We start from the raw sequence: 24349 nt of genomic DNA, 5'->3' as shown, positions 1-24349 counted from the left end.
GCACGGGCACGCCGGTGCCGCAGCCGTCCGGCCCCCTGCAGACCCCGCCGCGAGCGGTCGGGGCAGGGGGCCGGCCTCAGTCCTTGAGCAGGCCCTCGCGCAGCTTGGCGAGGGTCTGGCTGAGCAGCCGCGACACGTGCATCTGCGAGATGCCGATGTCGGCGGCGATCTGGGACTGGGTCATGTTGCCGAAGAACCGCAGGATCAGGATGCGGCGCTCGCGGGCCGGGATCGTGGCCAGCAGGGGCTGCAGCGACTCGCGGTACTCCACGCCCTCCAGCGCGGCGTCCTCCTCGCCCAGGGTGGCCGCCAGGGTGGGGGAGTCGTCCTCGCCGGAGAGCCGCTCGTCCAGGGAGCTGCTGCGGTAGGCGTTGGCGACGGCGAGCCCCTCGAGGACCTCCGCGCGCGGGATGCCCAGGTGCTCGGCCAGCTCCGACGGCGTCGGGGCCCGGCCGTTCTTCTGGGCCAGCTCACCCACCGCCGCGTTGAGCGACAGGTGCAGCTCCTGCAGCCGGCGCGGCACCCGCACCGACCAGCCCTGGTCGCGGAAGTGCCGCTTGATCTCCCCGGTGATCGTCGGCACCGCGAAGGAGAGGAACTCCACGCCGCGGGTCGGGTCGAACCGGTCGATCGCCGCGATCAGGCCGAGGGTGCCGACCTGGAGCAGGTCGTCGAACGGCTCACCGCGGTTGCTGAACCGCCGGGCGAAGTGCCGCACGAGCGGCAGGTGCTCCTCGACCAGGATCTCGCGCAGCCGCTCCCGGCGGGGGTCGCCCTTCTCCAGCGTCGCCAACTCCGCGAACAGCGGGGCGGTGCGCTCGGCGCGGCGGCGGTTGTCCGACACCGGGACGGCGTCGGGCTCGGCCGCGGCCTCCGGCTCGGCGTCCGCCTCCGGTTCGGCCGCGGCGTCCGCCGGCACCGTCTCGGTCCGGGGGTCGGGCACCACGACCGGCTGCTCCCCGGACGCGGCCTCTCCCTCGCGGGGGGCGGTGGAGGGGTCGTCGTCGCGCAGGGTGTCCTCCTCGACCGGCTGGGACCTCGCGGTAGCCCCCCGGGTCACCGCGCGACCGAGACGTTCTGGCCCGCGCCACCGAGCACCTGGTCGGGGTGCTGGCCCGGCAGGAACTTGTCCATGGAGATGAGGGCGACCGGTGCGCCGGAGCCGTCGCCGGCCGGCACGGTCGCCTGGGTGGCCGGCCCGGCCTCCACGTTGTCGACCAGGGTGTGCAGCACCGCCCAGCCGAAGCCGTCGCGCGGGACGTCGGTGCCCTCGGTCGTGGGCACCCAGGCGTCGATGTGCAGGCCGGCCCGGGTCGTCTCGAACACGACGGTCAGGCGGCGGTCGTCGGACACCACCGAGGCGAGCGTCGCGCAGGCCTCGTCCACCGCCAGGCGGAGGTCCTCGACCGCGTCCAGGTCGTAGTCCATCCGCATCGCCAGGTCACCGGCCATGGCCCGCACCGCGGGCAGCTGGGTCGGGGTGGTGGGCACCCGCAGTTCCAGTCGCTCGGCGCGCCGCCCGTCGTGCGCGAGGGCACCCCTCGAGTCCACCATCCGTCGTCCGCTCCTCGTCTCGTGCGTTCGCACCCGCGCGCCGGGACCCGGCGCGCGCGGTTCTGCACCCATCCTGCCCGACCGGCGGCCGACACCGGCGCGTCGCGGACGGGCATGGCGCCCGAAGGGCGGCTGTACCCGACCCGCGGAGCGGGCAAACCCCCCGCCCCACCTGGGGGAGCGCGGTTGCCGCCCCCCTGGGGCTGTTGTTTCCTGGCCGCAGATGAACGCCAGCCAGGAGAGCCCGCCGCCAGGGTCCGGTCCCGTCGAGGACGCGGGTGGAGCCGTGCTGGTCGCGGCCATGGAGGAGGCCCCGGCGGCGATCTACTGCCTCGCCGGGCCGGCCATGGAACCGGTCTGGGCCAACGCCCGGGCCCGCCAGCTGGGGGCGACCCGGGCCGACCTCCCGTCCGTCGCCGGACGCCGGGTCGCCGACCTGGCCGACGCGGTCGCGCGGACCGGCCGGCCGGAGACCCTGCACGGCGCGGTCGGGACCGACGGGCAGACCACCAGCGTCGTGCTGCAGCCGCTGACCGTCGCCGGCGGGCCGGGCGTGCTGCTGGTCGTGGAGCCCGCGGACGACGCCGACGCCGAGGCCCGGGCGCCGGTCGGCCGCCCGGCCACCGAGGCCGACGTGGTGGAGCTGGCGCAGCACTCGCTGCTGCCGCCGACGCTGCCGCTGCTGCCCGACCTGCGGCTGTCGGGCAGCTACCACCGGGCCAGCTCGGTGCGGGCCGCGGGCGGCGACTGGTACGACGCCGTCCCGCTCGGGCGCGGCCGGGTGGCGCTGGTGATCGGCGACGCCGTCGGCCACGGCGTCCCGGCCGCCGGGGCGATGAGCCGCCTGCGCGGCGCGATGCGGTCGGTGGCGCTGCGGGACCCCGCTCCCGCCGCGGTCGTCGCCGCCCTCGACGCGTTCGCCGCCCAGATGGAGGACGTCGAGGGGGCCTCGGTGTTCTACGCGGTCCTCGAGGCCGCCACCGGCCGGCTGACCTACGCCGCCGCCGGGCACCCCGCGCCGCTGGTGGTGCAGGCCGACGGGACGACGTCGTTCCTGCCCCTGCCCCCCCGTCCGCCGCTGGGCAGCCTCCCGGGCGCGCCCACGGTCGCCCGGAGCGCGGAGCTGCCGCCCGGCGCGACGCTCGTCCTCTACTCCGACGGCGCCGTCGCGGCCTCCGGGCCGCCGCCGGCCCAGGGCCTGGACCGGCTCGCCCAGGTCACCCGCGACGCGCTGACCGGCCCCGGCGGCCTCGACGAGGAGGGTGCGGCCGGCCTGGCCGCCGACGTCGTCGAGCGGCTGCTGGACTCGGGGGAGCGGCCCGACGACATCGCGGTGCTGGTCGCCCACCGGCGCGCGGAGACCACCGAACCCGTCGAGCTGGACCTGCCCGCCGTCCCGTCGTCGCTGCCGGCGGTTCGCCGCCGGCTGGGCGGCTGGCTGACGGCGCTGGGCATGGGCGAGCAGGACCGGGTCGGGGTCATGGTCGCGGTGGGCGAGGCGTGCGCGAACGCCGTGGAGCACGCCTACCGCGGCACCGAGCCGGGGCGCGTGTACGTCACCGCCGCGGTGGACGTCGACGGGCTGCTGACCGTCACCGTCCGCGACGAGGGGACCTGGCGGCCGCCGGACCGCGACCCCGGCGACCGCGGCCGGGGGCTGCTGATCATGCGGCAGCTGGTGGACGGCGTGGTGCTGCAGGGCGAGCACGGCACCACCGTCACGCTCAGCATGCGGTTGCGCCGCAGCCCGGACGAGATCGAGGAGCGGCACGCGAGCGCCAGCACCGCGGAGGTCGTCGTCGACCGCACCGCCGAGCGCCCCGTGGTGCGGGCCTCGGGCGAGGTGGACCTCGTCGGCGCCGAGCAGATGCGCATCCGGCTCCTGGAGGCCAGCCACGGCGGCACCGGCCGCGTGGAGCTCGACCTCACCGCCGTCACCCTGTTCAGCAGCGCCGCGGTCCGGGTCGTGCTGGCCATGGCCCGCATCGCCGGCGACGAGGGGTGGCGGCTGGTCGTGCACGCCCCCGACGGCGGCGTCACCCGGCACATCCTGGACATCAGCGGGCTGGCCGGGCTGGTCGAGCTGCGCTGACGGGGGACGACGCCGCCGGGTCCGTTTGGGGAACGCCGCCGGTGCGCATCCTCCGGGCGTGAGACTCCGCCGCAGCGACGTGCACGGCCCCGGATGGCGGCGCCGGCGCGCCGGCCGCGGCTTCGCCTACTACGACACCGACGGCTCCCTGATCAGGGACGAGCGCCTGGAGCGGGTGCGCGCCCTCGCCATCCCCCCGGCGTGGAAGGACGTCTGGATCTGCCCCTGGCCCAACGGGCACATCCAGGCCACGGGGGTGGACGCCGCCGGCCGTCGTCAGTACCGCTACCACGACCAGTGGCGCGCCCGGCGCGACGCCGAGAAGCACGAACGGGTGCTGGAGATCGCCCACCAGCTGCCCGACGTCCGCGAGGCGGTGGTCGAGGCGGTCACCGGCAGTGGGCTCACCCGGGAACGGGTGCTCGCCGCCGCCGTCCGGCTGCTGGACCTCGGGGCCTTCCGGGTGGGCAGCGAGCAGTACGCCGAGGACAACGGCACCTACGGCCTGGCCACCCTGCGCCGGGAGCACGTGCGCGTGCGGGGGGAGCGGGTGTTCTTCTCCTACACGGCCAAGGGCGGCATCGAGCGGGAGCTCGAGCTGACCGACCGGCCGACCGCCGACGTGGTCCGGGAGCTGCTCAGACGACCGGGCGACACCGGCGACGAGCTGCTCGGCTACTGGGTGGACGACCCGACCGGGCCCGGCCGGGTGTGGCACGACGTGACCAGCACCGAGGTCAACGCCTACCTCAAGGAGATCAGCGACGCGGAGGTCACCGCGAAGGACTTCCGCACCTGGAACGCGACCGTGCTGATGGCCGCGACGCTGGCCGAGACACCGCAGCCGGCGACGAAGACCGCCCGCAAGCGCGTGGTCAAGCAGGCCTACGAGCGGGTGTCCGAGACGTTGGGCAACACCCCGGCGGTGTGCAAGGCCAGCTACGTCGACCCGCGGGTCGTGGACCGCTTCGAGAACGGCGAGACCATCGCGCCCGCGCTGGGGGAGGCGGCGTCGGCCCCCGACGACCGGACGGCCCAGAAGGTGCTCGAGCAGGCGGTCTGCCAGATGCTCACCAGCTGAGCCCGGACACGACGGAGGCCCCGCCGATGGCGGGGCCTCCGTCGTGTGTCGGCCCCCGCAGGGGCCCGTCGTCAGCGGGCGCTGCCGTCCACGATGGTGAACAGGTCGATCAGACCGGTGACCTCCAGCGGCCGCGTGACCGCGCGGGTCGTGGCGACCAGGCGCAGGTCGACGTCGCGGGAGCGGGCCGACTTCTGGGTCTCGACGAGGACGGCGAGCCCGGCGGAGCCGAGGAACTGCACGCCGGACAGGTCGATGACCAGGCTCGCCGGCTGCTGCTCCAGCTGGGTGTCCAGGGACGAGCGGAGGACCGGGGCGGTGAACGTGTCCACTTCGCCGACGACCGTCACCGTGACCGCGCCGTCGTCCCCGGTGGAGGTGGAGAGCGTGATCACGTCGTCGAAGGGCGCCTCGGTGCCTTCGGTCGACACGTCGGGCTGCCCCTCGGCAGGCAGGTCGGATGTGGTCACGGGCTGAGCTCCTCTCAACGGCAGTGCCCGACGGCACGACCGCCCGGTCAATCTACCGCTGCGCGGCCCCCCGGTGTCGTGGCCCCCGGACGCGCTCGTCGTCGAACGTGTCCCGCGCCGGCCCGGGGCCGGCGTGGCCGCGGCTGCCTGCTCAACCGCCGTACCAACGTAGACAACGGTCCCGGGACGCGCCAACACGCCCCGGCCGGGGCCGCCGCGGCGCGGACCGCGAGGTCCGGCGGGCGTGGCGCCCGGCGGCGGTGCGGCGCCCGGTTAGCGTCCGGACCGCCCGGGTCGCCCCGGCACGGGCGGTCCCGTCGCCTCCCCGGAGCGTCCATGAGCAGCACCTCGTCCGCGCCTGCCCTCGCCCGGCCGGCCCCGTCCCGCGGGGCGCCGGCCCTGCCCGACGTGACGACCCCGGTGCTGACCCGGGCGGGTACCCGCCTCGGTCAGCCGCGCCTGACCTGGCACCCGGCGTGGGTGCCGGTGCTGGAGGCGTTCGCCGCCGCGGAGCCGCCGCAGCCGCACCGGGTGGCGCTCGAGTGGTACCGCAACGAGTCCTACGGGGCCCCGCCGGACGAGACGATCGACCTCGGGGCGCTGCCCGAGGAGGTCCGCGCCGGGATCCGGGCCATGGGCGAGTCGATGTGGCGGGTGCCGGTGGTGCCGACCGGCGGCTTCGCGCACCTGACGCGGATGACGCAGCCGCTCGGGAGCCACCTCAGCGCGTTCCTCGCCGCGCTCAAGGGCGCCATCGCCGAGGCGTCGGACCACCACACGACGAGCATGAAGGCGCCGATCGGCATGGGGTCGGGCAGCGAGGACGGGTCCTTCCCGCTGCACGCCGACATCTTCCCCGGCCGTTACCTGCTCAACGTCTTCAACGAGCCGGCGCCGGACCGGCAGGGCGCGTCGCTGCTGATGTCGGTGGCCGAGTTCGGGACGCTGGCCGCCGCCGCGTTCGGCGAGGAACGGGCCGCACGGATGCTCACCCTCATCCGCCGGGAGCTGCCGTGGGACATGGAGGCCTACGAGGAGGTCTTCGGCTACCACGACCACCCCGACGACTCCGGCCTGATCGCCGCCAGCAACGCCGCGGCCACCTGCATCCTCTACCGCCGCGGTGAGGGCTACCTGGTCGACGACGCGGTGTGGCTGCACGGGCGGACCGTCGTCCGCAAGAGCGAGCACAGCTACGACCGCGTCCACCGCCTCACGTTCGACACGGCGGACTCCTTCGCCGCGCGGATGGCGCTGGAGACCGCCGGCTGAGCCCGGGGCCCGGGCCCGGCCGGCGCGCCGGCCGTCAGTCGATGACGTGGACGGCGGCCTCCTCCGGGCCCTCGCCGCCGACCGGCAGGTCGCCGGTGGCCTCGACGTCGTCGGCGGTGCGGTTGGTGCCCGAGTCGCTCTCCGGCGTGGTGGAGGTGTCCTGCTCCAGCTGGAGGTGGGCCCGCTGGGGGTCCTCGGCGGCGCGGACGCCGGGCTGGACGTCGGGCACCTCGCGCTCCAGCCGGCCGGTGAGCGACTCGCCCTCGGCCTGCTCGAACGACGTGGTGCCGAAGTCGACGCTGGCTCCCGGCTCGTCACCCGGCACGGGCGCGAACTGGGGGTCCTCGGCGCGCTCCTGGGTGGGGGAGTCGTCCTGGGAGACCTCCGGGATCCCCTCGTCCTCGGGGAACACGTCGCGGGCGGTCTGGCCCTCGGGCTGCGTCATCGGTGCCTCCTCTGCGCGGGACGGCCCGCGCGCTCGGGGATGCGGCCGGGGAGCCGGCCGACGTCTGGGTCCGGCCTACCCGTGGCGTGCCCGGCCATGCGTGACCCTCGTCCCGCGGACGGCCGGACCCGTTCCGGCATGGGCACGGGCAGGGCGGGGTAGCGGGGGCGCCATGGCCATCGCAGACGAGGTGCAGCGGTTGGGGGCCCCGGTCCGCCGCTGGGCCCGGACCCAGAAGCGCGAGTACTCACAGGGAGAGCCGCGTCCGCTGGGCGGGGACCTCGGGGCGATGGGCGTCTACAGCGCCGTGGTGGCCGCCGGCGCGGCGGTGGTGCGGGCCTCCGGCCGGGAGCTGCCACGGCGGATCCCGCTGGGCGACGCGCTGCTGCTGACGGTCGGCACCTTCCGGCTGGCCCGCCGGATCGCCAAGGACCCGGTGACCAGCCCCCTGCGGGCTCCGTTCACCGCGTTCCAGGGCCCGTCGGGGCACGCGGAGGTGGCCGAGGAGGTGCGCGAGCACGGCGGGGTCAAGCACGCCGTCGGAGAGCTGCTCACCTGCCCGTTCTGCCTGGCCCAGTGGGTGGGCACCGCCTTCGTGTTCGCCTACGTCGCGGCCCCCAACGCCACCCGGCTGGCCGCGCTGACGATGACCGCCGTCGCCGGCTCCGACGTCCTGCAGTTCGTGTACGACGCCATCCAGAACGGTGCGCTGGACCCCGGGGACGAGGAGGACTGACTCCTCCGTACGGGCGAGACGGAGGCGGTTCGAGCTGCCGCGGGCCGGACGACGGACCTATCCTGTGATCTTGACCGTCCGGCCTTCCCCGCCCGCGGTCGTGGGACGGGACCTCCGGAGGAGTACGGCATGCGGTCGATCTGGCGTGGCGCGGTGTCCTTCGGCCTGGTGAGCATCGGCGTGAAGCTCTACACCGCCACCGAGGACCACGACATCCGGTTCAACCAGGTGCACGCCACCGACGGCGGCCGGATCAAGTACAAGCGGGTCTGCTCGATCGACGGCGAGGAGGTCGAGTACTCCGAGATCGCCAAGGGCTACGAGCTGCCCGACGGTCAGCTGGTCATCCTCACCGACGAGGACTTCGAGGACCTCCCGCTGACCACGCGCCGGGAGATCGAGGTGCTGGAGTTCGTCGACCAGGACGAGATCGACCCGATCCACTTCGAGAAGACCTACTACCTCGAGCCCGACGCCTCGGCGACCCGCCCCTACGTGCTGCTGCGTGACGCCCTGGAGAACGCCGGGCAGGTCGCCATCACCAAGATCGCGATCCGGTCGCGGGAGTCGCTGGCGGCCCTGCGGGTGCGAGACGGCGTCATGGTGCTGCACACGATGCGCTGGCCCGACGAGATCCGGCGTCCGGACTTCGCCTTCCTCGACGAGGACATCGCCGTCCGGCCGCAGGAGCTGCAGATGGCCGAGGCGCTGATCACCTCGATGACCGGCGAGTTCGACCCCACCGCCTTCACCGACGACTACCGCGAGGCCATGGCGAGCCTGCTGGAGGCCAAGCAGAGCGGCGGTGAGGTGCAGCCGCTGCCGGAGACCGCCGACTCCGGCGCCGCCGTCGTCGACCTCATGAGCGCCCTGCGCCGCAGCGTCGAGCAGGCCCGCGGCGGCGCCCCGGCCGAGGAGGAGGCCCCCGCCCGGCGCGCCCCGGCGAAGAAGGCCACCGCGGCCCGCGCGGACGACGACGCCGGGCAGCGTCCGCCGCGGAAGACCGCGGCCCGCAAGGCGACGGCACCGAAGGCGCCGGCGCGGAAGGCCACGGCGGAGGAGCGGGCCGCCACCAGCGCGGCGGAGGAGGGGACCCGGGCCGAGAAGGCGACGCCGGCCAGGAAGGCGACGCCGGCCAGGAAGGCGACGGCGGCCAAGAAGACCGCGGCCGCGAAGAAGGCCGCGGCGGCCGAGCCGGCCAAGCGCGCCCGCCGCACCGCCTGAGGTGGCCGCGCCGGCCGCGGTGCCCCCGCCGATGCTCGCCACGGCGGCGGCGCTCCCGCCGCCGGAGCAGGACGGGCAGTGGGGCTACGAGTTCAAGTGGGACGGCGTCCGCGCGGTCGCCGTCGTGCGCGCGGGCGCGCTGACGCTGTGGGCGCGCAGCGGCACCGACATCACGGTGCGCTACCCGGAGCTGGCCCGCCTGCCCGCCCAGCTGGCCGGTCACGACGCCGTCCTGGACGGCGAGGTGGTGGCGCTCGACGACCGGGGCCGGCCGGACTTCGGCACCCTGCAGGGCCGGATGCACCGCACCGGCCCCGAGGTGGCCCGCATGGCCGCCACCGCGCCGGTCACCTACCTGGTCTTCGACCTGCTCGCCCTCGACGGCGAGGACCTCTCCGGCCTGCCCTACGTGCGCCGGCGGGAGCGCCTGGACGCCCTCGGCGTCGGGGGCCACCGCTGGACGGGCACGCCGTGGTTCCGCGGCGGCGGGGAGGTCGTGCTGGCCGCCAGTCGCGAGAACGGGCTGGAGGGCGTGGTGGCCAAGCGGCTGGACTCCCCCTATCGGCCCGGCCAACGCGGCCCGGAGTGGGTCAAGGTGAAGAACGTCCGGACCCAGTCCGTCGTCGTCGGGGGCTGGCGGCCGGGGCAGGGGCGGCGTGCCGGGGGAGTGGGCTCGGTGCTCGTCGGCGTCCACGACGACGCGGGGCGGTTCGTCTACGTCGGGCACGTCGGCACCGGGTTCACCGCACAGGCGCTGCGCGACCTCGCGGCGCTGGTCACCCCGCGCGCCGACAGCCCGTTCGTGGGCAGCCTCCCGCGGGAGGTCACCCGCGACGCGCACTGGGTCGAGCCGGAGCTCGTCGGCGAGGTGGCCTTCGCCGTCTGGACGGCGGACGGCCGGCTGCGGCACCCCTCGTGGCGGGGGCTGCGTGACGACATCGCGCCCGAGGACGTCGTGGAGGAGTGGTGAGCTCCCAGCGGGTACGGGGGTGTCCGTGAGCCGTCAGCTGGTGCGGGTGGAGGGGCGGCAGCTGACCGTCTCCAACCTGGAGAAGGTGCTCTTCCCGGAGGTCTCCTTCACCAAGGCGCAGGTGATCGACTACTACGTGCGGATCGCCCCGGTGCTGCTGCCGCACCTGTCCGGCCGGCCGGTGACCTTCACCCGGTGGCCCGACGGGGTGGAGGGGCAGGCGTTCTTCGAGAAGAACAGCGCCCGGCACGCGCCCGACTGGGTGCGGCGGGTGACGGTCCCGAGCCCGGGCAGCTCGCGTGGCCGGGAGACCCTCGACATGGTCGTCCTGGAGACCGTCGCCGACCTGGCGTGGGCGGCCAACCTCGCCGCGCTGGAGCTGCACGTGCCGCAGTGGCGCGTCGGCAGCAGGCTGCAGCCGGCGCTGCCGGACCTGCTCGTGCTCGACCTCGACCCGGGGCCCGACACGGGCATCCTCGAGTGCTGCGAGGTCGCCGAGCGGCTGCGGGAACGCCTCGTCCAGGACGGGCTGGACCCGGTGGTCAAGACGTCGGGCTCCAAGGGCATGCAGGTGTACGCGCCGATCCGGGTGACCGACCGCGAGCACCCCAGCCGCTACGCCAAGCACCTCGCCCAGGAGCTGTCGGCGGAGACGCCGGACGAAGTCGTCTGGCGGATGGAGAAGGTGCTGCGCCCGGGCAAGGTGCTCATCGACTGGAGCCAGAACAACCCGGCCAAGACGACGGTCGCGCCCTACTCGCTGCGCGCCCGCCCGGACGCCACGGTGTCCACGCCGATCGGCTGGGACGAGGTCGAGGCGGTGGTGGACGGCGCCGACCCGGGGTCGCTGCGGTTCCGCACCGAGGAGGTGCTCGCCCGGGTCGAGGAGTACGGGGACCTCTTCGACATCGCCGGGGCCGAGCGCGCCGTCCTGCCGTCCGTGTGAGGGAGGCGCCCCCCGCGGCCTCGGGGCGGTGCCGTGGAGGGGGCAGGGACGGGCCTGGCATCCTCGCTTCCCGTGTCCGTTGCTGAGCTGCCCTCCCTCGGTCCCCGCGACGACCGGCTGACCGACGTCGGACGCCTGGTCGTCCGCTGCCCGGACCGGCCGGGGATCGTCGCCGTGCTCTCCCGCCTGCTGGCCGACGCCGGTGCGAACATCACCGAGTCCCAGCAGCACTCCTCCGACCCGGTGGGGGGCACCTTCACGCTGCGGCTGGAGTTCTTCCTCGCCGACCTGGCCGCCCGCCGCCACCAGCTCGAGGGCGCGCTGGCGCTGCTGGCCCGCGAGTGGCAGCTCACCTGGCGGCTGACCGAGGCGGCGGCCAGGCCGCGGTTGGCGGTCTTCGTCAGCAAGACCGACCACGTGCTGCAGGAGCTGCTGTACCGGGTGGGCTCCGGCGACCTGCGGGCGGAGATCGCCGCCGTCGTGTCCAACCACCGGGACCTCGAGCCCGTGGCGCAGGCGCACGGCATCCCGTTCCACCACGTGCCGGTGACGCCGGAGACCAAGGCGGACGCCGAGGCCCGCGCCCTGGAGCTGGTGGGCGACGTCGACCTGGTGGTGCTGGCCCGCTACATGCAGATCGTGTCGGCGGACTTCTGCAGCCGGTTCCCCGAGCGGCTGATCAACATCCACCACAGCTTCCTGCCGGCCTTCGTGGGCGCCAACCCCTACCAGGCGGCGCACGACCGCGGGGTCAAGCTGATCGGGGCGACGGCGCACTACGTGACGCCGGAGCTGGACGCCGGGCCGATCATCGAGCAGGAGGTCGCCCGCGTGGACCACCGCGCCTCGGTGGAGGACATGCGACGGATCGGCCGCTACGTCGAGCGTCAGGTGCTCGCGCAGGCGGTGACCTGGCACGTCGAGGACCGCGTGATCGTCGACGGCGAGAAGACGATCGTCTTCGCCTGACCGGTCGGCGCGTCCTCCCCGCCGGCCGTTTCCCGGGACCACGCCGGGGTAGGGGGACGGCACGCCGGAGTCCACCCAGCCCGCCCGTGGGTCGTTGTCTTGACTCATTCAAGAAAACAGGGTTGAGTGGACCCCGATGGAGACGGTGTGGGAGGAGCGGCTGCGCGCCGCCGGGCTGCGGGTCACCCGGCCCCGCCTGTCGGTGTTGAGCGTTCTCTCCGAGCGCCCGCACGCCGACGCCGACACCATCGTCACCGGAGCCCGTGACCTGCACCCGTCGCTGTCACCCCAGGCGGTGTACGGGGTGCTGAAGGCGCTCGTGTCCCGCGGGCTCGCCCGCCGGATCGAGCCCGCGGGTGCCCCCGCGCTCTTCGAGCTGCGGGTCGGCGACAACCACCACCACCTGGTCTGCCGCTCCTGCGGCACCGTCGCGGACGTCGACTGTGCCGTCGGTGCGGCCCCGTGCCTGACGCCCTCGGACACGGCGGGTTTCGTCGTGGACGAGGCGGAGGTCGTCTTCTGGGGCCTCTGCCGGGACTGCCGGGCAGTGGCGCCGGTGGAGGCAGTGCAGGTCCCCGAGCAGGACAATCGAGGAGGAGTACGAGGATGACCGACGTCGCATCGCAGGGCCCCGAGGCCAGCGAGGCCGACCGCCCGGTCCTGACCAACCGTCAGGGCCACCCGGTCTACGACAACCAGAACCAGCGGACGGTCGGGGCCCGTGGCCCGGCCACCCTGGAGAACTACCAGTTCCTCGAGAAGATCAGCCACTTCGACCGCGAGCGGATCCCCGAGCGCGTGGTGCACGCCCGCGGCATCACCGCCTTCGGCTACTTCGAGGCCGACGGCACCGTCGGCGACGAGCCGGTCGCGAAGTACACCCGCGCCAAGCTGTTCCAGGAGAAGGGCAAGCGCACCGACGTCGCCCTGCGGTTCTCCACCGTGGCCGGCGGCCGCGACTCCTCGGAGTCCGCTCGCGACCCGCGCGGCTTCGCGGTGAAGTTCTACACCGAGGACGGCAACTGGGACCTCGTCGGCAACAACCTGGGCGTCTTCTTCATCCGTGACGCCATCAAGTTCCCCGACTTCATCCACTCGCAGAAGCCGGACCCGGTCACCTTCGAGGCCAGCGTCGCGCAGCGCGCGTTCGACTTCTTCAGCCAGACGCCCGAGGCCATGCACATGATCACGCTGGTCTTCAGCCCGCGTGGCACCCCGGCGACCTACCGGCACATGCAGGGCTTCGGCGTGAACACCTACAAGTGGGTCAACGCCCAGGGCGAGACCGTCCTGGTCAAGTACCACTGGCTGCCGAAGCAGGGCGTGAAGTCCTGGACCGCCGCCGACGCCTCGGCCGTGCAGGCCCAGACCCTGGGTGCGCACACCAAGGACCTCCACGACGCCATCGCCGCCGGCGACTTCCCGTCGTGGGACCTGCACGTGCAGATCATGAGCGACGACGAGCACCCGGAGCTGGACTTCGACCCGCTCGACGACACCAAGGTGTGGCCGGAGGAGGTCTTCCCGCTCCGCAAGGTCGGGACGATGACCCTCAACCGCATGCCGGTGGACAACTTCACCGAGAACGAGCAGATCGCGTTCGGCACCGGTGTGCTGGTCGACGGCCTGGACTTCTCCGACGACAAGATGCTGGTCGGCCGGACGTTCTCCTACTCCGACACCCAGCGCTACCGGGTCGGCCCGAACTACCTGCAGCTGCCGGTGAACGCGCCGAAGGCCCGGGTCGCCACCAACCAGCGCGACGGCCAGATGGCCTACGGCGTGGACCGGGCCGAGGGCACCAACCCGCACGTCAACTACGAGCCGTCGATCCTCGGCGGCCTGCGTGAGGCGCAGTACCCGACCCACGACGAGCAGGGCCCGGTCATCACCGGCCGGCTCACCCGCAAGCGGATCCCGCGGACCAACGACTACGCGCAGGCCGGCGAGCGTTACCTGCTGTCGGAGCAGTGGGAGAAGGACGAGCTCGTCGCCAACCTGGTGGGTGCGCTGCAGCAGTGCAACCAGGAGATCCAGGAGCGGATGGTCTGGCACTTCTTCATGTGCGAGGACGAGCTGGGCCAGCGCGTCGGCGACGGCCTGGGCATCACCGCGGACGACGTCCGCGGCCTGCCCCCGCTGCAGACGCAGACCCTCTCCGAGGAGGAGCAGCAGCGTGCGGCCAACCTCGGCAAGAACGGTCCCCGGGACGTCACCGGCCACCAGATGACGCACTGCGTGCCCAACGAGCGCGTCGTCGTCGCCTGACAGCCGCGGGAGCATCGCAGGGAGCGCCAGCGACCGAGGAGCGGACCGTGGCGCGGAAGGCGACCTGCGGCATCGTCGCCGGCTGACACCGGCACCAGTACCACGCGGCGGGGGGGGGGGGGGGGGGGGGGGGGGGGGGGGGGGGGGGGGGGGGGGGGGGGGGGGGCGGGGGGGGGGGCGGCGGGGGGGGGGGGGGGGGGGGGGGGGGGGGGGGGGGGGGGGGGGGGGGGGGGGGGGGGGGGGGGGGGGGGGGGGGGGCGCGGGCGGGCGGCCGGGCGCGGGGCCGCGCCCCCCCCCCCCCCCCCCCCGCCGGTGGACCCCGTGACCCTCGACCTCGACGCCGCGATGGGCCGGGCGCTGGAGCTCGCCGCGGCCGCGGTGGAGTGGGGCGACACGCCGATCGGTGCCGTCGTCCTGGACGCCGACGGTGCGGTCCTGGCCGAGGCGGCCAACGAGCGGGAGAGGCGGGGCGACCCCACGGCGCACGCCGAGGTGCTCGCTCTCCGCGCCGCCGCCCCGGTGCACGGCGACGGCTGGCGGCTCACCGGCACGACGCTCGTGGTCACCCTCGAGCCCTGCACCATGTGCGCCGGCGCCAGCGTCCTGGCCCGTGTCGGCCACGTCGTCTACGGCGCCGACGACCCCAAGGCGGGCGCGGCCGGGTCGCTGTGGGACGTCGTCCGCGACCGCCGGCTCAACCACCGACCGCAGGTCACGGGCGGGGTGCGGGCCGAGGAGTCCGCCGCACTCCTACGCGAGTTCTTCCGCCGCCAGCGGGGCCTGTAGTCTCTTCGGCGGTGGCGTGTCCGAGCGGCCGAAGGAGCACGCCTCGAAAGCGTGTGAGGTGCAAGCCTCCGTGGGTTCAAATCCCACCGCCACCGCCATGGGGCTCCGACAGATTGAGGCCCGAAGGATCGACAGAAAGGCCGGCCCCAACCGGGGCCGGCCTTTCTGGTGAGGGAACCCCAGGGGGCCGCGGTCACCTCTGATCGACGCCGGTGGCATCCAGCCGGCGCGGCAGGGTCCGCCGTCCGCTCCTCTGTTCGAGCTCCAGGCTGCCTTGAGGCGGCTCCCGCACTACCGCTTCGAGCCCTGTGCCCGCGCAGAGCCGCCCTTCGGGCGAAGTGTTGCTCCCGCCTCCAGGAGCAGGTTTCGCACTAGGCCGATGCTGTAGCCGCTGCTCGTAGCAAGGTCTCGAATGCTCTCGCCAGACTCGTATCGCTTCAGCAGGATCTTCGCTGCTTGGTCCCGCTCGCCGGCTCGGAGTCGCCGACCGTGATCCTTCGCGGGCACTGAGTCCGTCATGGCGACATGCTGGCACGCGTTGACTGCGCCGACGATGTGAGCGCGATGCGCCTGCGCCCAAGGCGACAGCGGCGCTGACCGTGGTGGCGTCCATCGCCTGGAGCGGCGGGGGCGCCGCCTACGGGCACAGCGGGACGTCCGCCTCAGCGCCCTCTGATCGTTAGGCGCTGAGCTCGGACACGCTTCCGATCCGTGCTGGCACGCGCAGCGATGCGAAAGCGCCTCCTCCCTGCCATTCCTCCTCCGAGGAGATGCCGCCCGGGTCGTCGCCGGCAACAACCCGGGACAGTCGCGGAAGGAGCACTCGTGCGACGGTCTCAGGGAGTCGCTCTGCCACGACCCACCGGCGCCCCATCTTGTGAGCAGCAGACGCGGTTGACCCAGACCCCGCGAAGAGGTCCATCACCAGGTCCCCGGGTTTGGTGGCGACGTGGATGATGCGGCGCAGAAGTCGCTCTGGCTTGGGGGTGTCAAACAGTGCCGCGGCCTCGGGGAACAGAGCCGCTAGATGGCGCTTGGCGTCATCGTTCGTGCCTGCATCCTTGCCAGACCAGATCGTGCCCGGGACCTGCAGGGCGTCGATCGCGAAGTTCTTCATGCGCGGTTGGCCGGCGCCCTTCTTCGTCCACCAGATCCGGTCTTCCTCAAGCATCCGGCGGAACACGGGTTCAGTGGCGAACCAGGACCTCCCCCGAGGCGGAAGTAGTTCGTCCCCGGCGGGGTTCACGATCTTGTACTGCTGGCCCGGGCGGATCCCCGGAGCAGTGAATGGGGCGTCCCTCCAGGGGCCTCGGGGGTCTCCGTCCCTGTTGCTTGCGGCAACCACGCCTGTGACGCGGTTCCGGACGAGTTTCCACGCCTTGGGGCCCATGGGGGCGTAGACCAAGATCGGGTCGTGGCCAACGGAGATGGCAACTCGGGACTCAACCGACAGCCGCTTCTGCCAGATGACGGTGGCCACGTAGGCGTCCCGGCCGAAGACCTCGTCCATCACCATGCGAGCTCTGTGGCTCATGGTCTCGTCCAGATGTACCCACACCGATGCGTCGGCGCTGAGGAGCGGGCGAGCAGCCTCCAAACGGTCCTTCAGCATCGAGAGCCATGCGGCTTCAGCGAGCCGGTCGGTGTAGTGACCGAACCGCTTCCCCGTGCCGAACGGGGGGTCGATGTAGAGCAGTCGCACCGTCCCTGGCTGAAGGTCACCTGTGCCGGTTAGGGCGTCGATGACGTCCAGCGCATCGCCGCATGCCACGAGACCCGTAGGGGATCCCTCCCCCGACACGCGGCGATCTTGCACGGGCAGGCACGCCGGCTTGTCTCGGACCCACTCGTAGTCGGTGTCGCCAGAGGCCAAGAGTACCTGGTCGTCGTTGGGCCATGACAAGAGGGAGCGGTCCGCCACGTGGTACAGCCAAGCACCCCCCGCCGACAGTTCCTCGGAGAACCCTCACGGCACGCCGTTCGGTGGTCACGTGTTGTCAGTCCCCCTCGTTAGGGTCCGTGGGCACGCAACGAGAGGGGACTGGATCTTGATGGCGCGGTCTGCGGTGGCGATGGTCGACGAGGGACTCGGCAAGCCGCCGGCGATCCGCCCGTTCCTAAAGTGGGCAGGGGGTAAGACCCGCCTTCTGCCGAAGATCCTTCCCTACGTGCCTGAGTCCTTCAACGACTACCACGAGCCCTTCCTGGGTGGTGGAGCGATGTTCTTCGCCGTGCGGGATCGAGCTCGCGGAGTGCACCACCTCCACGATCTCAACGACCAGTTGACGAACGTGTGGACCCGTGTCCAGGAGCAGCCGGAGGAGTTGGTCGCGGCTCTGAACTACTTCCTGCAGCACGACTCCAAGGACTTTTACTACGAGCAGCGAACTGCCGAGCCAAGCTCGCCCCTCGACCAAGCTGCTCGCTTCATCTATTTGAATCAGACGTCGTGGAACGGACTTTGGCGGGTAAACCGGTGGGGACAGTTCAATGTTCCGTGGGGAGACCGCCCGTTCCGCGGCCTCGACCCCAGTTCGGTCATGCGCACTTCAGATGCGCTGGCTGACGCCAAGATCAGTTCGGAGGACTTCCGAGAGACGTTGTCCCTGCCTCGACGCGGCGATTTCGTGTATCTCGATCCGCCCTACCTGCCAATCTCGGACACATCCAAGTTCTACCTGTACACGGAGCGTCGGTTCCGAGCCCCCGATCTTGCGGAGCTCGCCGCCATTTGTCAGGAACTGACGGACCGTGGGGTGCTCTGGATGATGTCAAATCGCGACACTGCTCAGGTCAGAGCGCTCTTCCCGAACAACAAGATCGTCCGCTTCACGGCGAGGCGCTCCGTGGCCGCGCAGAATCGAAGAGACGTCGAAAAGGTAGACTCCCCCGAGGCGCTGATCCTCGGAGAAGCGCTCGCGTGACGCATAAGCCCGTCCAGGCGGTCTTCTTTTGGCGTGCCGAGATGACGAGCGTGTTCAAGGCGACGTACGGCCGATTGCAGGGCAGTACGAGCTACACCAAGGACTTCTTGCAACCCCGGGGGAACATGGCCCGGGCGCTTGAACGTGCGCTAGGCCTAGATGAAGGCGTCGGAGGACCGGTTGAGTGGCGATGGCCCGGTGGGTCCTATACCGGTGGCAAACTGCTTCCCGCGGCGGATTTCCATGAGAGCAACGGGCGACTCAACCTTCGCTGGCAGACGGACAATCCCCCTCCTCCCTGGCGGCTCACGCAGCATCCGAATGAGACGACTCTGTCGACGTTGCGGGGCGACCCCGACTTCGAAACCGAGGCGCAGGCCGACGCCCAACGGGATCAGCTCATTGCGTCGGATGAGCGGCCCTGGCTCATCGCCGTTCACTTGTTCGGAGAGGGCCCGGTCCTGCATGCGAGAGTCGTCCTGGAGAACCCCGCTCCTGGGCGCCAGTTCGCGGCATGGGAAAACCTGCCCCAGGAGGTTCGAAATGCGATGGCGGTCCTGCCTCGTAATAAGCCCGGCGATTACGTTGAGTTCGAGGAGGGGTATGTGACGCGCGCAGGCGCCATCGTCGACCGCATCATGCGTGCGTTCGCGGAGAACCCGAACGTGCTACTCGTCGGTCCGCCTGGCACAGGTAAGACGGTTGCCATGGAGGACGTGAAGCGGGTCTTCAAGGAGGGGCGGGGTGTCGCCTTCGACCCGGATGCCCTGCACGGTGCCTTCTCGGCCCCACCAGCGGCGGAGGGGGGCGAGACCCGTGTGCGCTCCGTCGTCTTCCATCCGAGCTACGCCTACGAGGACTTCGTCATGGGGCTTCTGCCGGACCCGACTGACGTCGGCGTCACGGTGAAGCCAAGGGTGGGGCCGCTACTTGAGTTGGCGCACTACGCCTCACACCCCGGTCGCTGGGCGCTGCTCATCTGCGACGAGTTCAACAGGGGCGCGGCAGCGAGCACGTTCGGCGACACACTGGGCCTGCTAGACCACGACAAACGGTCGACGCCAGGACGGCCGGAGTCTGGGGCGGAGATTGAGACGCCGTACGGACACCTAAATCCTGAGACTAGCGCCGGCGACAAGTTGCCGAGCCAGATGTCGCTCCCGAAGTCGCTCTACATCCTCGCCGCGATGAACAGCGCCGACCGCAGCGTCGCACCGCTTGATGCCGCGCTCCGACGGCGCTTCTCGATCGTGTACATCGAGCCCGACTACGAGGTGCTCAGTGAACATCTCGGCATCCCTCGCGACTTTGAACTCGGAGAGTTGGAAAGCTGGGACACTGCGGACCACATCAAGGCGCTGGGCGTTCAAGTCCTGCGGGGGATCAATGAGCGGATCGAAGCGGTGTCCGGAAGAGATTTCTTGCTCGGGCAGAGTGTCTTGTGGCAAGTGGGTGGTACGGACCGCAATTCGGTGCTCAAGTCGCTTGCGCGAGCCATGGACGACCGCGTGATTGGCACCTTGACCCTAACTTATACCGATAACGATGGCGCGCTGGCGGCAGTGCTCAATGTCGACCCAGGGGGTGGATCGGCCGAGACGGATGAGACGGGCGGCAACGGAGCAGCCACTTGGCATGCGCCGAACGATCTCATTCGTGAGGTCGCAAGTCCGCGGCTTAGGGTGGTTTCCTTCACGGAACTTCCCGAAAAGCAATTGGTTCAGGTTCTAAGCTCGCTGTTGTGATTCGTCGCATCTCCGTTCGCGAAGGAGAACCGCTCGACGTCGACATTGAGACGGCAGCTGCCATCCGTCGACGCTTGTCGGACCTTGAAGCTGAGCTCCGTCCGCGTCTGTCGTTCTCCGGTGGCGGGGCCGCGCTGTCGATCTGGAACTTGGTCGGCACGGTCCAGGTGACGCCGCACCTGCTGCTCGAGATCGAGCCGAAAACCGAGCCTGGGCGGGACTGGGCCAGCTCGTTGCTTGACCTGATGCGCGGTGAGCGAGCCTCGTTTGACGGTCTGACACCGAAAGCGGAGTTATCATCACAGGCATCTCTGCCTGATGCATTCGCGCGGGTGTACGTCGACCAGTTGGGCAAAGCGATCCGCCAGGAGGGTCCACTTCTTTTGCTCCGACGCGCCGACGTGGCCAGTTCCTTGCTTTCCGGCCGGCTACAGGTGACCTCGTGGCTTCGACATCGGACCATTCGGCCGCACCGATTCCCACAGCAGCGAACAATGTTGACCGCGGACAACGAGTTCACCGGAGCGTTGGCGTGGGTGGCGGAGGCGCTCGCTGTTCGTGCTTCACATCCCTCGCTTCGTAGTCGGCTCCGTGGCCTGGCGCGAGCTCTCCGACCAGGGCTTCCGGAGCACACGCATGTGGAGCCGAACGTCGTAGCCAAGGATGTCCCGCCACAGTGGAAGGCGTACGGGCCAGCCTGGGCGACGGCATGTGCGGTTCTACGACGTCTTTCCCCGCTGCACCGCTCTGGTGTCCTCGAGGGACTGAGCCTGGCCATCGAGCCATGGCCGCTTCTGGAGACGCTGCTGCACCGCAGCTTGACGAGCGCGGCCATTCAAGGCCGAGCCGGTGGCCTTGACTTACACGCTTCGCCGCACAGCACCCACGGGTTGTTGACCCCGGTACGTCGTTCCCAACACCAGCCGCTATCCAGAATCCACACTGCTCGAAGCGTCGAGCCAGACGGGCTGATGCGCCGTGGCGACGCCGTTGTCGCGACGTTCGAGGCGAAGTACAGCGTGCCCAACTACCACCGATCGCGGGATCACATCTTCCAAGCGCTGACCACCGCTACCGCGGTGAGAGCTCCTCTGGCGGTGCTGATCTATCCCGAAGCGTCTGATCCTGTCCTGTGGCGAGTGACGACAGCCGGCGAGCCGCGGATGGTTGCTGCCCTCGGATTGGACATGTACGGCTACGCCCGGGGTGATGGGGACCGCATGCGCGGCAGTCGCATTCTCAAACTGCTTCAGTCAGTAGATTCAGAGCTGTCACCACTACCAAGCATGGACGTGACCTGGCCTGCAGTCGCCAGTGAATCTGCCGTGGACTATCCGGCTTCGAGCGTTGATCGCTCGGACCACTGAGCATCGAGCATTCGCGGATGCTCTCGCCTACGGCGAGGGGCTGATCGGTCCTAGGTGCGGCGGGCCGTCCCCGTCCCAGGCCAGCCCGACCTCGACCGCTCGTGGGACGAGGTCGCCGGTGACGTCTGGCCCGATGCCCAGCACCGCGACGTGGGTCGGCCGCATCTCACCGTTCGTCCGTGTCACCCCTAGGACGAGCTGGCCGTCGATTTCTGACAGACCTTCGGCCAACACGGTCGCGAGCCAAGCCGTCTCCAGCTGGATGTTCGCCTCGAGCCCTTCCGGCCCGAACACCCCGTCGACAGCCACACCGACAAGGCGGCGCGGCTCGGACTCCCACGTCAAGTCCCCGTCTTCGTCCTCTCGCACGGTGGTCCACGAAGAGGGGACCCCCCAACCAGATCCGGAGACTCACCACCGGTTCTTCCGATGCGAGAAGCCCGACACGCGCCTCCCGGTACAGGCGAAGCAGATCACGCCGGGCACGGTCGCCAGCAACCTGGCGGGCTGCTGAGTTCTCGGAAGGCCGAAGCAGGAACGACTCGTACAGCTGTCGAGGGTGACGCTGCGCGTAGCCGCGCAGGTCCTGCTCGATTCGGGGATGTAGGGGCGGCAGGCGGTGATCAACAGCACCGTCGGCCCGCACGACATGGGGGCGACCCAGGACATCGTCACAAGGAACGGGCACCTGGTCCGAGAAGCGCCACCCGCGGCCTCCGGCGACACGCAACCTTCCCGGCTCGAAGTGATGAACGTCATCTCGCAGTCTCGATCTAGCCCTGCGGCGTGTTTCGAGGAACCGATTGCGGACTGCCGTGACCCGCTTGAAGGCCACTTGCGTCGTCTGGCCGTTGGGGCCCAGCTGCATCAGTTCGGCATGATCGTCCGCGGTCATCCATGATTCGCCGTGCACCACACGCTGCATGGACGTGTACGGCAGTTCGAACCGGTCGCACCCCGCTCAAGGGTCAGGCCGGCGTCCTTCAAGCCGGTCAAGACGCCCCAGGCGAAGCCGTCCTGGGTGGCAGCTGCCAGAAGATCGGAGAGGAGGTCGTCCATCCGCTCTTTCGCGCGCTTGGAGCGTGGCGAGGCAAGGCGCGAGATCTCGTCCGCGGGCAGCGCCCATGAGTCCTGGTTCTTCCTCTGCCCGAACCGATGCGGCTGCGCCAGGTACGCGTCCGGGCGGCCAGCGATGCGGATACCTCATAGGACGAGCTGACCTCTGGCCTGCAGCCGTCGGGGACGCCGTCTGCGGCGCCCCCGACGGGACGCGAACCCGGCACCGGCAACCATCCCGCTTCTTTCCCCCTGTTCATCGTGCCGCTGCGCGATGAACGGGTCGGTTGGTAGGTCGGTTGGGCGCGCGTCGGGGTCGGCATGTCACCACGTCAGAACCCCCGCGAACGCCCAAGACCCACTCCGGGCCGCGACGGCGCAGACCCGCGTCGATCCGAGACCGCCAAGCGGGATCGGTTTGCCAGCTACACCCCGAGCTGCCTCAGCGGACGCGAGTGGCTCCTTGCCCGGCAGCAGGTGGAAGGAGCCGTCTTCAAGGCGGACCCCGTCAGTTCGGAATCGGTCAAGGGCTTCGCCTCCTACCTGTGCCAGTTCCTCCAACGATCCACCGACTGGGACCGCACCAGGCCGCCGGATCTGCGCGCGCTGCTGACCGACGAGGCCATCAAAGCCCACTGCGAGCAGTTGGCGCGGGAGGGCAAGTCCGTGTCGACCCGCGCCATCCGCGGGGCCTGCCTGCGGCGGATGATGCGCGGACTTGCGGGACGGCCGCCGGAGCACAGCCGGGAGGTCGACGTCCATCGGCCGCCGGCGAAGAAGCCCGTCGACCTGTGGCCCGTGGCCGCGGTCATGGCCTCCTGCCTGGCGCCGGGGGAGGCCGGCAGGCGGGCCGCAGCAGCGGTTGCGCTGTAGCTCGGCATCCCGCTTCCCGGGGCGCTTGCCGGCCGAGTGACCGTCGCAGACGTCAACGCGGCCGGCGGCGTGGTCTAGGTCGGTGACCGCGCCGTCGCCGTGCTGACCGACGCGGCCCCCTGCTGCGGCGAGCCATCGAGGGCTTGGCCCGGCACGAACCGCTGCTGCCGGACGTCGGGGACCGTCTGGACGACGAGGTGGCCCTCTCTGCGTGGCTCCTCGCGCACCAGCGCGCGTACACCCCGCTGTCCGTGGTCGCCGCGGCGGTGACGCCGTTCCGGCCGCTGATCGGGATCCGACTGGACGCATTGCTGCCGTTGCTGCCTGAGCCACCCGTCCTCGCGTCGAATGCCATCAGGCGGGGCCGCAGCACCGTCGCCCCGAGTGGGCTGACGTCGTCAGGGCGCTACGTGACGTGCCCGCGTCGGCGGCTCCGGAGGCGCTGCCCATGCCCACTTCCGGTACTCCCACGACGCCCGCTGCGGCCCAGATGCCGCAGCGGCTGAGCCGCGCGGCGCTGTTGCGGGCCGCGAAGGCCGCGCAGCAGCAGCACCAGGCGGCGGCGGACCCGCTCCTGTTGAGCACCCCGCTGTCCGATCTCGAGGGCTGGCGGCAGCTGCAGCCGGACGTCCGGGGCGCGATCGCGGCCTACACGCCGAAGCACGTCGACGCCGTGCTGTGGCGACGGGTGGAAGACCTCGCCCGACGGATCATCGTCGCCGCGGCGCCCAAGACGCCCGGAAGGCGAAGGTCCTCGGCAGCCACCTCGCCCACTACCTGGCCTGGACGGCATCGCAGTTCGGCGGTGACCCCGTTTCCCTCGCCGCGCTCGTCCTCGACGACGTCACGTTTCGGCAGTACGAGCATGAGGGGCAGCCGGACGCCCGGCCGGGAACCCGCGCCACTCGCAGGTCGGAGATCCGGCCGGCGCTCGCGGCCGCGCGCCCCGGGCCGGCTCCCACCAAGCTGCCCTACCGGCCGGTGCGGCCGCCGTACACGCGGGCCGAGCAGGCGGCACATCCGGCTGGCGCGCAATCAGCCGACGAGGGGGCGCCGTCGTGCTCTCTCTGCGGTGATCGCGCTGGCTACGGCGGCGGACTCGATGGCCGCGACCTGCGCTGGGTGCGCGCCTGCGACGTGTTCGTGCGGGAGCTGCCGGACGGCACGACCGCGACGTGTGTGCGTGTGCGTGGCGATCGTCCGCGCACCGTCGTGATCCGCGCCGAGTACGCCGAACTCCTGCACGAGGCCGTCCAGCTGCACCTGCGCGAGCGGCGCGGGAAGTCCGGCCTCCTGCTCGGCCGGAAGCCCGGCCGCAGCAACGTCAGCACCGTCGCCTTCGAGAACGCCGTCACCGCGGACGGCAGCGAGATCGCCATCGAGGTCGCCCGGCTGCGCACCACGTGGCTGACGGCGCTGCTGGCTGTCCCCGTTCCCCTCGCCGTGCTGCTGCAGGCCGCAGGCCTGCGGTCCGCCCGGCCGCTGGTCGACCTGCTGCCCTACGCCCCCCTCCCCGACGACGACACCGCCACCCGGCTGCTCAACGCACAGCCGGGGTCCCTCATCTAGCT

Annotated in this window: 24 protein-coding genes and 1 tRNA gene; 18 read left to right on the top strand and 7 right to left on the bottom strand. The window is 71.6% G+C overall.

Annotated elements, in window-relative coordinates:
• Window positions 1–76: 76 nt before the first annotated feature.
• Window positions 77–1060 carry an RNA polymerase sigma factor SigF gene (locus tag ACI79E_RS06740; protein ID WP_456931752.1) on the bottom strand — a complete coding sequence of 328 codons (984 nt, stop codon included), beginning with the start codon at window positions 1058–1060 and terminating at the stop codon, window positions 77–79.
• The gene (locus ACI79E_RS06735) at window positions 1057–1554 is read right to left on the bottom strand and encodes an ATP-binding protein (RefSeq protein WP_456931751.1); all 498 of its coding nucleotides are present in this window, start codon (window positions 1552–1554) and stop codon (window positions 1057–1059) included. Before ACI79E_RS06735 ends, ACI79E_RS06740 begins: the two co-directional genes overlap by 4 nt.
• 223 nt (window positions 1555–1777) lie before the next feature.
• On the opposite strand from ACI79E_RS06735, the gene ACI79E_RS06730 reads away from it, so the two are divergent.
• Together ACI79E_RS06730 and ACI79E_RS06725 are read left to right on the top strand one after the other, a co-directional pair.
• Entirely contained in the window at window positions 1778–3646 is a 1869-nt protein-coding gene (locus ACI79E_RS06730; RefSeq protein ID WP_456931750.1) for a SpoIIE family protein phosphatase, read from the top strand.
• 58 nt (window positions 3647–3704) lie between these two features.
• Entirely contained in the window at window positions 3705–4727 is a 1023-nt protein-coding gene (locus tag ACI79E_RS06725; RefSeq protein ID WP_456931749.1) for a DNA topoisomerase IB, read from the top strand.
• A 71-nt stretch (window positions 4728–4798) separates the two neighbouring features.
• On the opposite strand, the gene ACI79E_RS06720 is transcribed toward ACI79E_RS06725, so the two are convergent.
• Window positions 4799–5197, bottom strand: a complete 399-nt coding sequence (locus tag ACI79E_RS06720; RefSeq protein ID WP_456931748.1) for an STAS domain-containing protein — start codon at window positions 5195–5197, stop codon at window positions 4799–4801.
• Window positions 5198–5533: 336 nt separating this feature from the next.
• On the opposite strand from ACI79E_RS06720, the gene ACI79E_RS06715 reads away from it, so the two are divergent.
• Window positions 5534–6469 carry a hypothetical protein gene (locus tag ACI79E_RS06715; RefSeq protein ID WP_456931747.1) on the top strand — a complete coding sequence of 312 codons (936 nt, stop codon included), beginning with the start codon at window positions 5534–5536 and terminating at the stop codon, window positions 6467–6469.
• Between the two features lie 34 nt (window positions 6470–6503).
• Here ACI79E_RS06715 and ACI79E_RS06710 read toward each other — a convergent pair whose 3' ends face one another.
• Window positions 6504–6914: a hypothetical protein gene (locus ACI79E_RS06710; protein WP_456931746.1), complete on the bottom strand. Its 411-nt coding sequence runs from the start codon at window positions 6912–6914 to the stop codon at window positions 6504–6506.
• A gap of 172 nt (window positions 6915–7086) precedes the next feature.
• On the opposite strand from ACI79E_RS06710, the gene ACI79E_RS06705 reads away from it, so the two are divergent.
• From ACI79E_RS06705 to ACI79E_RS06665, 9 genes are all read left to right on the top strand, one after another.
• On the top strand, window positions 7087–7650 hold the full coding sequence (locus tag ACI79E_RS06705; protein ID WP_456931745.1) for a DUF1360 domain-containing protein: 564 nt from the start codon (window positions 7087–7089) through the stop codon (window positions 7648–7650).
• Between the two features lie 129 nt (window positions 7651–7779).
• Window positions 7780–8874, top strand: coding sequence for a non-homologous end joining protein Ku (ku, locus tag ACI79E_RS06700; RefSeq protein ID WP_456931744.1), 1095 nt, complete (start codon window positions 7780–7782; stop codon window positions 8872–8874).
• 31 nt (window positions 8875–8905) lie between these two features.
• A complete protein-coding gene (gene ligD / locus ACI79E_RS06695) occupies window positions 8906–9844 on the top strand; it encodes a non-homologous end-joining DNA ligase (protein ID WP_456931743.1) in 939 nt (312 codons plus the stop codon).
• 25 nt (window positions 9845–9869) lie between these two features.
• The gene (gene ligD / locus ACI79E_RS06690) at window positions 9870–10790 is read left to right on the top strand and encodes a non-homologous end-joining DNA ligase (protein ID WP_456931742.1); all 921 of its coding nucleotides are present in this window, start codon (window positions 9870–9872) and stop codon (window positions 10788–10790) included.
• Between the two features lie 72 nt (window positions 10791–10862).
• Window positions 10863–11759 (top strand): formyltetrahydrofolate deformylase, encoded by an 897-nt coding sequence (gene purU / locus ACI79E_RS06685; RefSeq protein ID WP_456931741.1) that lies wholly within the window; start codon window positions 10863–10865, stop codon window positions 11757–11759.
• A gap of 136 nt (window positions 11760–11895) precedes the next feature.
• Window positions 11896–12369 (top strand): Fur family transcriptional regulator, encoded by a 474-nt coding sequence (locus ACI79E_RS06680; RefSeq protein WP_456931740.1) that lies wholly within the window; start codon window positions 11896–11898, stop codon window positions 12367–12369.
• A complete protein-coding gene (locus ACI79E_RS06675; RefSeq protein WP_456931739.1) occupies window positions 12366–14027 on the top strand; it encodes a catalase in 1662 nt (553 codons plus the stop codon). The genes ACI79E_RS06680 and ACI79E_RS06675 overlap by 4 nt, the downstream gene beginning before the upstream one ends.
• A 321-nt stretch (window positions 14028–14348) precedes the next feature.
• Window positions 14349–14813, top strand: a complete 465-nt coding sequence (locus ACI79E_RS06670; RefSeq protein ID WP_456931738.1) for a nucleoside deaminase — start codon at window positions 14349–14351, stop codon at window positions 14811–14813.
• A gap of 10 nt (window positions 14814–14823) precedes the next feature.
• Window positions 14824–14911 (top strand) — tRNA-Ser (locus ACI79E_RS06665).
• Window positions 14912–15104: 193 nt separating this feature from the next.
• Here ACI79E_RS06665 and ACI79E_RS06660 read toward each other — a convergent pair.
• Both ACI79E_RS06660 and ACI79E_RS06655 read right to left on the bottom strand, forming a co-directional pair.
• Window positions 15105–15332 carry a helix-turn-helix domain-containing protein gene (locus tag ACI79E_RS06660; RefSeq protein ID WP_456931737.1) on the bottom strand — a complete coding sequence of 76 codons (228 nt, stop codon included), beginning with the start codon at window positions 15330–15332 and terminating at the stop codon, window positions 15105–15107.
• Between the two features lie 160 nt (window positions 15333–15492).
• The gene (locus ACI79E_RS06655) at window positions 15493–16734 is read right to left on the bottom strand and encodes a site-specific DNA-methyltransferase (RefSeq protein ID WP_456931736.1); all 1242 of its coding nucleotides are present in this window, start codon (window positions 16732–16734) and stop codon (window positions 15493–15495) included.
• Window positions 16735–16885: 151 nt separating this feature from the next.
• Here ACI79E_RS06655 and ACI79E_RS06650 point away from each other — a divergent pair, with 151 nt between their 5' ends.
• Genes ACI79E_RS06650 through ACI79E_RS06640 form a run of 3 tightly spaced genes read left to right on the top strand, consistent with a single transcriptional unit; the run spans window position 16886 to window position 20849 of the window.
• Window positions 16886–17737: a DNA adenine methylase gene (locus ACI79E_RS06650; RefSeq protein ID WP_456931873.1), complete on the top strand. Its 852-nt coding sequence runs from the start codon at window positions 16886–16888 to the stop codon at window positions 17735–17737.
• Window positions 17734–19482, top strand: coding sequence for an McrB family protein (locus tag ACI79E_RS06645; RefSeq protein ID WP_456931735.1), 1749 nt, complete (start codon window positions 17734–17736; stop codon window positions 19480–19482). Before ACI79E_RS06650 ends, ACI79E_RS06645 begins: the two co-directional genes overlap by 4 nt.
• Window positions 19479–20849 carry a 5-methylcytosine restriction system specificity protein McrC gene (locus ACI79E_RS06640; RefSeq protein ID WP_456931734.1) on the top strand — a complete coding sequence of 457 codons (1371 nt, stop codon included), beginning with the start codon at window positions 19479–19481 and terminating at the stop codon, window positions 20847–20849. The genes ACI79E_RS06645 and ACI79E_RS06640 overlap by 4 nt, the downstream gene beginning before the upstream one ends.
• A gap of 27 nt (window positions 20850–20876) precedes the next feature.
• Here ACI79E_RS06640 and ACI79E_RS06635 read toward each other — a convergent pair whose 3' ends face one another.
• A complete protein-coding gene (locus ACI79E_RS06635; RefSeq protein ID WP_456931733.1) occupies window positions 20877–21218 on the bottom strand; it encodes a hypothetical protein in 342 nt (113 codons plus the stop codon).
• Window positions 21219–21468: 250 nt separating this feature from the next.
• Between ACI79E_RS06635 and ACI79E_RS06630 the strand changes: the two genes are divergently transcribed.
• From ACI79E_RS06630 to ACI79E_RS06620, 3 genes are all read left to right on the top strand, one after another.
• Window positions 21469–21750, top strand: a complete 282-nt coding sequence (locus ACI79E_RS06630) for a hypothetical protein (protein ID WP_456931732.1) — start codon at window positions 21469–21471, stop codon at window positions 21748–21750.
• Window positions 21751–22382: 632 nt separating this feature from the next.
• Window positions 22383–22778, top strand: a complete 396-nt coding sequence (locus ACI79E_RS06625) for a hypothetical protein (protein ID WP_456931731.1) — start codon at window positions 22383–22385, stop codon at window positions 22776–22778.
• Window positions 22779–23990: 1212 nt separating this feature from the next.
• Window positions 23991–24347 carry a hypothetical protein gene (locus tag ACI79E_RS06620; protein WP_456931730.1) on the top strand — a complete coding sequence of 119 codons (357 nt, stop codon included), beginning with the start codon at window positions 23991–23993 and terminating at the stop codon, window positions 24345–24347.
• The last annotated feature ends 2 nt before the right edge of the window (window positions 24348–24349 follow it).

Source organism: Geodermatophilus sp. SYSU D00079 (assembly GCF_054050635.1).
This window is presented reverse-complemented; position numbering and strand designations above follow the sequence as displayed.

Excerpts from the sequence above, each read along its gene's own strand:
- ACI79E_RS06735 (WP_456931751.1), bottom strand. The coding sequence starts at position 1,554 with ATGGTGGACTCGAGGGGTGCCCTCGCGCACGACGGGCGGCGCGCCGAG.
- ACI79E_RS06730 (WP_456931750.1), top strand. The coding sequence starts at position 1,778 with ATGAACGCCAGCCAGGAGAGCCCGCCGCCAGGGTCCGGTCCCGTCGAG.
- ACI79E_RS06715 (WP_456931747.1), top strand. The coding sequence starts at position 5,534 with ATGAGCAGCACCTCGTCCGCGCCTGCCCTCGCCCGGCCGGCCCCGTCC.
- ACI79E_RS06710 (WP_456931746.1), bottom strand. The coding sequence starts at position 6,914 with ATGACGCAGCCCGAGGGCCAGACCGCCCGCGACGTGTTCCCCGAGGAC.
- ACI79E_RS06705 (WP_456931745.1), top strand. The coding sequence starts at position 7,087 with ATGGCCATCGCAGACGAGGTGCAGCGGTTGGGGGCCCCGGTCCGCCGC.
- ku (WP_456931744.1), top strand. The coding sequence starts at position 7,780 with ATGCGGTCGATCTGGCGTGGCGCGGTGTCCTTCGGCCTGGTGAGCATC.
- ligD (WP_456931743.1), top strand. The coding sequence starts at position 8,906 with ATGCTCGCCACGGCGGCGGCGCTCCCGCCGCCGGAGCAGGACGGGCAG.
- ACI79E_RS06680 (WP_456931740.1), top strand. The coding sequence starts at position 11,896 with ATGGAGACGGTGTGGGAGGAGCGGCTGCGCGCCGCCGGGCTGCGGGTC.
- ACI79E_RS06675 (WP_456931739.1), top strand. The coding sequence starts at position 12,366 with ATGACCGACGTCGCATCGCAGGGCCCCGAGGCCAGCGAGGCCGACCGC.
- ACI79E_RS06660 (WP_456931737.1), bottom strand. The coding sequence starts at position 15,332 with ATGACGGACTCAGTGCCCGCGAAGGATCACGGTCGGCGACTCCGAGCC.
- ACI79E_RS06650 (WP_456931873.1), top strand. The coding sequence starts at position 16,886 with ATGGTCGACGAGGGACTCGGCAAGCCGCCGGCGATCCGCCCGTTCCTA.